Origin of the sequence: Kineosporia sp. NBRC 101677, assembly GCF_030269265.1 — a bacterium.
GTDB classification, from domain to species: domain Bacteria; phylum Actinomycetota; class Actinomycetes; order Actinomycetales; family Kineosporiaceae; genus Kineosporia; species Kineosporia rhizophila.
In genome coordinates, this window is record NZ_BSTA01000010.1 from 295,443 (window position 1) to 303,912 (window position 8,470).

9 protein-coding genes are annotated in these 8,470 nt (G+C 70.6%); 5 read left to right on the forward strand and 4 right to left on the reverse strand.

Annotated elements, in window-relative coordinates; translation table 11 throughout:
• Positions 1–45 precede the first annotated feature (45 nt).
• From QSK18_RS27265 to QSK18_RS27280, 4 genes are read left to right on the forward strand one after another with little or no spacing between them, the layout of a single operon-like run.
• On the forward strand, positions 46–1,356 hold the full coding sequence (locus QSK18_RS27265; RefSeq protein WP_232813995.1) for a hypothetical protein: 1,311 nt from the start codon (positions 46–48) through the stop codon (positions 1,354–1,356).
• Positions 1,353–2,003: a hypothetical protein gene (locus QSK18_RS27270; RefSeq protein ID WP_232813996.1), complete on the forward strand. Its 651-nt coding sequence runs from the start codon at positions 1,353–1,355 to the stop codon at positions 2,001–2,003. The genes QSK18_RS27265 and QSK18_RS27270 overlap by 4 nt, the downstream gene beginning before the upstream one ends.
• A complete protein-coding gene (locus QSK18_RS27275) occupies positions 2,000–2,857 on the forward strand; it encodes a hypothetical protein (RefSeq protein WP_232813914.1) in 858 nt (285 codons plus the stop codon). The genes QSK18_RS27270 and QSK18_RS27275 overlap by 4 nt, the downstream gene beginning before the upstream one ends.
• On the forward strand, positions 2,854–5,982 hold the full coding sequence (locus tag QSK18_RS27280; protein ID WP_232813915.1) for a coiled-coil domain-containing protein: 3,129 nt from the start codon (positions 2,854–2,856) through the stop codon (positions 5,980–5,982). The genes QSK18_RS27275 and QSK18_RS27280 overlap by 4 nt, the downstream gene beginning before the upstream one ends.
• Positions 5,983–5,985: 3 nt before the next feature.
• On the opposite strand, the gene QSK18_RS27285 is transcribed toward QSK18_RS27280, so the two are convergent.
• From QSK18_RS27285 to QSK18_RS27295, 3 genes are read right to left on the reverse strand one after another with little or no spacing between them, the layout of a single operon-like run.
• Positions 5,986–6,711, reverse strand: coding sequence for an AAA family ATPase (locus QSK18_RS27285; RefSeq protein WP_352396653.1), 726 nt, complete (start codon positions 6,709–6,711; stop codon positions 5,986–5,988).
• A gap of 23 nt (positions 6,712–6,734) precedes the next feature.
• Positions 6,735–7,190, reverse strand: coding sequence for an SRPBCC family protein (locus QSK18_RS27290; RefSeq protein WP_232813917.1), 456 nt, complete (start codon positions 7,188–7,190; stop codon positions 6,735–6,737).
• 22 nt (positions 7,191–7,212) lie between these two features.
• Positions 7,213–7,545: an ArsR/SmtB family transcription factor gene (locus tag QSK18_RS27295; RefSeq protein ID WP_232813918.1), complete on the reverse strand. Its 333-nt coding sequence runs from the start codon at positions 7,543–7,545 to the stop codon at positions 7,213–7,215.
• Positions 7,546–7,606: 61 nt separating this feature from the next.
• Between QSK18_RS27295 and QSK18_RS27300 the strand changes: the two genes are divergently transcribed.
• On the forward strand, positions 7,607–7,963 hold the full coding sequence (locus QSK18_RS27300) for a nuclear transport factor 2 family protein (RefSeq protein ID WP_232813919.1): 357 nt from the start codon (positions 7,607–7,609) through the stop codon (positions 7,961–7,963).
• Here QSK18_RS27300 and QSK18_RS27305 read toward each other — a convergent pair.
• Positions 7,956–8,333 carry a DUF3224 domain-containing protein gene (locus QSK18_RS27305; RefSeq protein ID WP_232813920.1) on the reverse strand — a complete coding sequence of 126 codons (378 nt, stop codon included), beginning with the start codon at positions 8,331–8,333 and terminating at the stop codon, positions 7,956–7,958. The two genes, QSK18_RS27300 and QSK18_RS27305, sit on opposite strands and share 8 nt — an antisense overlap.
• Between the last annotated feature and the right edge of the window lie 137 nt (positions 8,334–8,470).

Here is an 8,470-nt window from a genome sequence, read left to right on the forward strand (position 1 = left end):
CGCGACCCTCCGGTGCCCGACGGTCCGATCCTCTAAGGTCGCCGGGTGACCGACGGCTCCACCACCCTCTCCCTGGAAGACCTGGCCCCCGAGGCCGGGGTGCTGCGGATCTACCGCCAGGTGTTCGCCGTCCTCGCCCGTGAGCACGGCGCGATGATCACCGACGTCGACCTGCTGGACATCGACGAGGCGGTGCTGGCGGCGTTCGCCGACGCGGGCACCGAGGGGCTGACGCTGGAGGCCGCCGTCGCCGCCTGCCGCCGGTACGACCCGGCGGCAGTCACGCGACGGTTCGAGGTGCTGCGCGGCTACGGGGCGATCACCCGGGTCGTCGACCACCCGGGCGAGCGCTTCCACCGCGCGGCCTTCGCGCCCTACGTCATGCTGCTGTTCCTGCGCCGCCTGGCCGCCGCCGGTGGGCAGGGTGAACTGCACCAGCTGCTGGCTCTGGAAGGGCTCAGCATCCGCTCGCCCAACGCCGGGGTGGAAGACGGCCGGGGTTCGGTGAACCGCCTTTCGCGGGTGTTCCGCCTGATGGCCAATCAGCTCTCCAGCCTGACCACCACGAGCCCGGTCGAGGAACTGCGCGAGCACGCCGAGCTGCTGTGGGGCAACCGCGCCCTGATCCGCCAGGCCGAAGACGTGCACGCCCAGGCCCTGGGCCGCTGGCCCGAACTCGACCGCGAGTGCGCCCAGCTGCGCACTGCCCTCGCGGCGTACGCCGACGCCAGCGAGTCCGCCGCCGCCCGCCTGATCGAGCAGGCCGGATCCACCCGCGCCCTGGGTCTGCTGCCGGTCGAGACCTGGCGCAGCTTCGCCCGCACGTCCGATGCGCAGACCCTCGCCGGGGTGTTGCAAGGCCAGGTCTTCGACGCCGTCGCCCCCTGGTTCTCCCCCCAGGCGATGGCCCAGGCGGTGGACAACGCCCAGACCTCAGGGCCCGTCCGCATGCCCCCGCCCCGCCCCACCGGCGACACCGAGGCCCCCACCGACCGGCAGCTCGCCGGGGACAGCGATCTGCTCGAGTTCAGTGAGCGGGTGCTGTCCAAGCACGGACGGGTCGGGGTAAGTGAGTTGCTCGAAGACGCGGACGACTGGATGGAGGGGAGGCGCATCCTGTCGATGCTCGTCGCCGCCCACCACTCCCCCGAGGTCGACGCCGAGCTGACGTGGGCCGACGGCTTCCGCGTGGACCCGGAGGGCCCGGTGGCCTGGGTCTCGGGCGGGATCTTCGCCCGCTCCGCCGTGCCCGCCGGCCGTTCTGCCGAGGTAGGCAACCAAGCTCAGGCTGACGGCCAGACCTCCGCCGCCCGCCAGAACTCGGCCACCTCCCCGGAGCCGGAGATGCCCGCATGAACAGCGCCGAGACCGCCCTCTGGTGGGCCCGCGCCCGCGCCCTCGGCCCCTCCCGCCACCAGACCGGCACCCCCGCCCCCGACGGATTCCTCCGCCTCCTCGAACCCGACGCCACCGAGGTCTGGCTCCTGCCCGCCCACCCCGGCACCGCCGGCCCCTGGGTTCTCGACGAGCTGGGCCTCAACGGACCCACCGTCGAGCAGCCGAACGACACCGCACGGATGCTCGCGGCCGTGGTGCGCTGCTGCTGGGCCGACCCGGACTCGGCGATCTGGCCGGGCCGCGAGGCCGACTGGGAGACCGTGATGTCGGTCTACCGCACCTTCGGGGACCGCGACGAACAGGTGGTGCACCGCGCCGCCACCGGCGCGATCCGGCGCCTGCACAGCGGAGCCTGGGTGATCTGGAACGAGCAGCAGCGTGTGGTCCGGCTGGGACCCCGCTGCGGAACCTGGGAGAACGCCGACCTGACGGTGCTGCGCGAACTCTGGCGCACCCTCCCGGCCCCGACGGAGCCGGACGAGGACGCACCCGAGCTCGAGGCGGAGCAGCCCGCAACCGCAGCACCCGAAGCTGCCGGTCCCGAAGCCACCGAGCCCGGCAGCGCCCAGACCCAGCAGTCCGAACCCGAGGAGCCGACCGCGTGACCGAGATGCACCCCGCCTTCACGGCGGCGGTGGCGGACCTGTCCGAGCGGCACCGGGACGAGGTGCTGGCCGCCTACGCCGCGCTCGAGCACAGCTGGCAGCCCCTGCACGAGTCCCAGCTGCTGGCCCTGCGCGACGCCACCCTGCGCCGCTCGCTCCAGCAACTGCTGCACCCGCTGGGCCGCACGCTGGTCAAGGCCGGGCCGCACCTGTGGACGTCCGGCTACCGCGACGACGTCGCCCGCGAGCTCAGCGCCGAGGTGCTGGAGTCGCTTCCCCTGGTCGACCGCGCGGTGTTCGTGCTGATCCTGATCCACTCGGTGGCCATCCCCCGCAGCCAGGGCCTGGTCGACCTGGACACCTGGATCTCCAACCAGCCCACATCCGTCGAGGAGCTGAACCGCTACTCCAAGCTGCCCCGCACGGCGGTGCGCGCCGGGCTGGCCCGGCTGCGCGCGTCCGGCCTGGTGCAGCTGGCTCCCGACCGGCGTCCGAACTCCGCCAAGTCTGGGAGCAGCTCGAGCGCCGGGGCCTCATACCTGCCCGGCCCCCAGCTGGCCCGGCTCACCCCGGCGGCCCGGCGTCTGCTTCAGGAAGAGCTGATCCTGGCCGCCGGGGCCGACACCCCGCTGGCCGCCGCGATCCGGGCGCGGCGGGCACGCCCCTCCGAAGACGGAACCGCCGCGCCGACCACTAACCGGGCAACCCAGCCGACCAGCAGCCAGGCCGCCGAGCTGTCCGCTGCCCAGGTCACCGACCCGGCCACCGACCAAGGGGCCGAACCGCTCGAGGCGACGCCCCCGTCCATTGTTTCTGAAACTTCTGAAAACATTGCACCACAGGAGAACTCGTGACCACCCCGCCGATGATCGCCATCGACCGCAACGACCCGAACGACATCGTCGGGCCGCGCGTGCTGGTCGGCGTCCAGATGGTCGACATCTCCCGGCTCTCCGCGCACCCGGTCCCCCTGACCAACGGCGGGCTCATCACGGTGGCCGGTCAGGGTCCGAAAGACTCCAACGGCGCAGGCAAGTCCTCGTTCATCGCCGCCCTGAGCCTGCTGCACGCCGATGAGCAGTGGCGGCTGGCCGGCGGCGCCCCCGGCTCGGCCGAACTGCTGTTCACAGCCGAGCTGGCAGCTCAGGAGGCTCGCTGGGCGAACGCCGATCACGGTTACGTCATCGGCGTTTTCGCCGATCCTTCGGCCCAGACCGTCGACGAACTGGAAGCCGGCGCCCTCACCGTCTGGCTGCGAATCAACCGCAAGTCGCCCTATCTGAGCCTGCGCTGGAAGCAGGGCCTGCACGTTCCCTACGGCGCGAACGACGCCGAACGCGCTGCGGGAGTGCACAACCTCTGGGCTCAACTGCCGAACTCCAACGGTCGCGACGACTTTCACGCCGGACGGCTCGCCCGCGTGCTCTACGGCGGTCAGGTGCGCTGCGTCTCGTTCCTCTCCACCTCGGTACGCGCCTCCCCTGCCGCTAACCTCCTGGCCCAGCCGCTGAACGAGCTCTCACCGTGGCGCATGTTCGACGCGGTGGCCACCCTGACCGGGCTCGACCGCGAACTGGAGCAGGAGCAGGCGCTGCGCTCGGGCGAGCATGCCCGGCGGGTCGACGTGGTCGAGGCCGAGCAGGACCTGGCCAACTGGCAGCGTGAGATGGAGGGCGTCGAGGCCGGGATCAAGCGTCGTGACGTGGCCCGTCAGATCCTCGGCCAGGCCCGGGAGTCGTGGCGCTCGCGCTGCGCCCGGCACGTGGTCGACGGGCTGGAGCGGCTGAGCGAGCTCCGGCGGAACCTTGGCGACGTGCGCGCCGGGCAGGCTGCGGCTCGCGAGCGCCTGGCCGAGAACGAGGCCCGGATGGAGGAACTCGGCAACGACGACGGACTGCAGGAGACCTTCCGCCAGACCGAGCGGCTGCGTAACGAACTTCGCGAACGCCGCAGCAACGCCGACACCCAGGCCCGGATGAACCTGCGCCAGGTCGAGGATCTCGGCGCGAAGCTGCGGGAGCTGAAAGAGGCGGCCCGCGCGGCCGACGGCCGGGATGTGACCCGGGCCCGCGAAGAAGTCGCGGCAGCCCAGGAAGCGTTGGAAGCCGTGATCTCCCGTCGGGGCGCGGCCGAAGACGCGGTCGAGGCCGCGGCCAAGCAGGTCAAGGCAGCCGAGGCCGGCGACGACGTTGCCGCCCAGCAGCTGAAACTGCTGCAGAAGGCCGGGATTCCGGCCGCCAGCGTGGTCGACGTGCTTGACCTGGCCGAGGATCAGCGAGCGGTGTGGGAACCCCGTCTGGCCCCCTATCGGCACGCGGTGGCGGTGCCCGCCGACCACGCCGATGCAGCCCGCGAGACGCTGGCCGGGGAGCCCGGCTCGATGATCGTGCTGGCCGACGGGCAGCCCACCACCGGCCTGCCCACCAGCACCACCGCCGAGTTCGGCCTCGCCTCGTTCCTGAAGGCCCTGGCCGGCCGCGCGGGTGAACGCGACCAGCACGTCGACGAAGCAGCCGGGGTGATCGTGGTGGCCGGGTTCGAGCGTCCGCTGACCGGCCGGGACGCCCGGGTCCGGGCCGCCCGCGAGCAGCTCGCCCAGACCGAGGAGATGCTCGAGCAGATCGGTACCGCGCTCGAGCGGGCCCGGGCCAAGCTGGTCACCGCCTCCTCCCGGCTGGAGGGGGCCAAGGCCGCCCAGCGGGTCGAGGACGCCGAGGTGGACATCGAGCGGCTCCGTGAGCAGGCGGGTGAGCTGCAGGAGAACCTGGAGGAGCTGATCGGCCCGCTGGAGGACGCGGAGGCCGCGCACACCCGGGCCGCGGTCGACCGGCAGACCCGGCTGGACAAGATCAACACCCTGCGCGGCGAGGTGAGCCGCAGCCAGGCCGAGGTGCGCCAGGCCGAGGAGATCGCCGAGAAGCTCGAGGCCGAACTGCAGGCCGTGGACGTGGACGCCCGCGCGGTGGCCTGGGGCGCCACCTCCGGCTCGGCCGAGCAGCACCTGCTGGAACTGGGTGAGGACGACCAGAAGCGCAGCACCACCGAATGGAACGCGCTGGTGGTCTACCAGCTGGAAGACGTGATCCGGCGCTGCTTCCCGGACAACACCCCGGCCCAGGAACTACCCGCCGAGCTGCGGGCCCTGCTGGTCGAGCAGAAGTGGCAGCGCAGCCCGGTCGAGCAGCGGGTGCCGATGGTGCCCGACCTGATCCGGGCCCTGCGCACCCACCTGGACGTGACCGCCCAGCAGGACGCCCACGACCAAGCGATGATCGACCAGCAGCGGGCCCAGCGGCGGGCCGACCTGGAGGCCGCCCAGGCCGGTCTGGCCGAGTCCGAGCAGACCACCCGGGCCCACCGTTCGGTGCTCGCCCAGGGCATCCGGGCCAAGCTCAAGCTGGTCGCCGACGAGTTCGACCGGCTCGACCGGGAGTACGGCGGCTACGGCGCGGGCCTGGAGTACCCGGAGCCCGAGCCGCCCACCGAGCCGGACAAGCCCTGGCGCTGGAGCCTCACGCCGCGCTGGCGCCGGGCCGAGAACCAGCGGATGTCCAGCTACAACCTCCGGGCCAACACCGCGATGATGGACGAGAAGGCGGTCAAGCTGGTCTGTGCCGCCGCGCTCGCCGGTGGCAACGATCGTCCATTGTTGTTGATCCTCGACGAACTGGGCCGCAACCTGGGCAAGCAGCACCGCCGCGAGGCGGTCGCGCTGTTCGAGCGGATCGGCCGCGACCGGAACATCACGGTGATCGGCGCCCTGCAGGACGACATGGAGCGCTACGCGATCGAGGCCTCGAACCTCTACATCAAGCTGCGCCGCTCCTCCGACGCGGTGGCCTACAACGACCCGCCGATCGTGCTCGGCGACGACGCCAACCGGGCCCGGGTGGAACTGCTGCGCGAGTGGATGAGCACCTACCGACCCCAGAGCACCGACATCGACCTGCGGGACGACGAGCTCGACCTGAGCCAGTGAGTCTCAGTCGAGCAGGTGCCTGAGATAGGTCTGCGGGTCGTTCAGGTAGCGGCGCCAGTGGTCCACGATCAGCAGGTCTTCCCAGGCCACGTTGCTGATGCCGTTGGCGCCGAACTCGAGGATCGTGGCGCCCGGCGTGGAGGCGAGGATCGGTGAGTGGGTGGCGCAGACCACCTGGGCGCCGCTGCGCCCGAGCCGGGTGAACAACTCGACCAGGCGCAGCGACGAGGTGAACGACAGCGCGGACTCGGGCTCGTCGAGCACGTAGAACCCGGGCCCGGTGAACATCGCGTCCAAGGCGGTGAGAAAGCCCTCCCCGTGGCTCATCTCGTCGGTGCTGCCCTCCCAGTAGCCGGGCACGCCGCTGAGTGACGACAGCAGGTTCATCGCCGTCTCGGCCCGCAGGAAGAAACCGCGGCGGGCCTTGCGCGGCCCGCTCATCATCCGGTGGCCGTTGACACTCGTCTTCAGTTTCAGCATCTCACCGAGCTGCGACTTCTCCCGGGTGCTGGCGTATTTCGTGCCCGCCTTGCCCCCGTACGAATCCAGGCCGAAGGCCTCGGCGAGCGCCTCCGCCACCGTCGACTTGCCGGAGCCGTTCTCCCCCACCAGGAACGTGATCGGCTTGGTGAAGGCCAGCCCCTGCTCGGCCAGATCGGTCACCGCCGGAACGGTGAACGGCCAAGCCTCCAGATCCGCCTCTTGAACATACGCACGATGCACCAGCACAGGTGCAAACCTAGCGCCGAACCTCAGGAATCGGACAGGGAGGATCCCAGCAGCTCGAGCAGCTCACCGGTGCCGTGCTCGCGATCCTTCACGTTGTCGTGGCCGTCGAGGAAGGCACCGTACTCGGTGAACACCAGCCGGGCGCCGGCGTCGTCGGGGCGGATCTCGATCGTGGTCTGCGAGACCGAGAGCTTCACCCCGTTCACGTACATCTCGTAGCTGTACACGATCCGCTCGTTCTCGACGATGTCGTGATAGGTGGCCACGAAGCGGTGCTCCATGTCGCCGGTGCGCCCGGCGTTGACCTCGGTACCGCCCACCCGGAAGTCCCAGACCTCTTCGATCACCTCCGACGCGGCGTGCGAGAACCAGGCCTTCTTCGCCTTCTGGTCCGACAACGCGAAGTAGACCCGCTCCGGCCGGGCCGGATAGATCTTCTCGATCACAAAGGTGTCGTGCTGCACAGAACGTTCGCTCATCGCCCCACTCCTCGAAAAGACGTCATTCCTCGGGATTCTCGGTCAGCCAGGTACCCAGCCGGTCGAGCCGCTCCTCAGCCCCGCGCCGGCGCTCGGCGATCCATCGCCCCACCTCGTCGAGCACCTCGACATCCAGCTCACAGGTGCGCACGCGGCCCTGTTTGTGGCTACGCACGAGCCCGCCGGCCTCCAGCACGGCCAGGTGCTGCACCACCGCGGGCAGCGACATCTTCAGCGGTTTCGCCAGCTCGCTGACCGACGCCGGCCCCCTTCCGAGACGCTCGACCATGGCCCTCCGGCTGGGATCCGCCAACGCCTGGAACGCCCGGTCGAGCACCACAGAATGGTTAAGCACCCGCTTAAGTATTGCGCTAGGCTCCCGGAAGTCAAGACGGCCGCGCCTGATGGGGGACCAGATGAGCCAGCGCATCGACACCGTGCACCGCTACCTGGAGGGGTTCCGCCGCAGCGACCACGCGGCCGTCCTGGCCTGCCTCACTGAAGACGTGGTCTGGAACATCCCGGGCACCCGGAACACCAGGGGCAAGGCCGAGTTCGACACCGAGATAGAGAACCCGGCCTTCGCCGGGAGCCCCGAACTGCTGGTCGAACGGACGATCGAGGCGGCCGACGCGGTCATCTGTCTCGGAGCGGGGGTCGGCTTTCTGCGCGAGGCGGGCCCGTTCCGCTTCGCCTTCAACGACGTGTTCACGTTCCGGGGAGACCTGATCAGCCAGGTCGACTCGTACGTGGTGGGGCTGCCTCCTAGCTGAGCCGGAGGGTGATGGTCGCGCCCTGGGCGTCGTGCCAGAGGGTGATCGTGCCGCGCAGACCGGCCAGCTCCCCCGTGCCCGAGCCCGGCACGATCGTCCCGAACGTGGTGCCGTCCTCGCCGTCCATGATCCCGCCGTGCTGGTAGACCAGCGTTCCGCTGCGGCCGTCGATCGTGCCCTCGAACCGCTCGGAGGCCACGTACCCCTGCCCACCCTCGGCCTGGGCGGTCAGCACACGAGCCGTACTCGTACCGGAAACCGCTCCGGTGAAGGTCTTCTCGACCACCACCTGACTCAGCACAGTGTCCTGCTCAGCATAGGGCTCTGCGTCCCACCGGGTCACCTGAAACTCTGCCACGATCTCTGTCATACGCCCGAGCCTAGGGCGTGTCCTGCGGATCTTCATCGGAGATGAAGAACGATGCAGGCGAGGACGATCTCGGCGCGGTGGTAGGCCGCTCGCTTGGCGAAACGGGTGGCCAGGCCACGGAACTGCTTGAGCCGGTT

Bases quoted from the DNA above. Each gene is read 5' to 3' on its own strand.
- QSK18_RS27270 (WP_232813996.1), top strand. From the start codon at position 1,353: ATGAACAGCGCCGAGACCGCCCTCTGGTGGGCCCGCGCCCGCGCCCTC.
- QSK18_RS27290 (WP_232813917.1), bottom strand. From the start codon at position 7,190: ATGAGCGAACGTTCTGTGCAGCACGACACCTTTGTGATCGAGAAGATC.
- QSK18_RS27300 (WP_232813919.1), top strand. From the start codon at position 7,607: ATGAGCCAGCGCATCGACACCGTGCACCGCTACCTGGAGGGGTTCCGC.
- QSK18_RS27305 (WP_232813920.1), bottom strand. From the start codon at position 8,333: ATGACAGAGATCGTGGCAGAGTTTCAGGTGACCCGGTGGGACGCAGAG.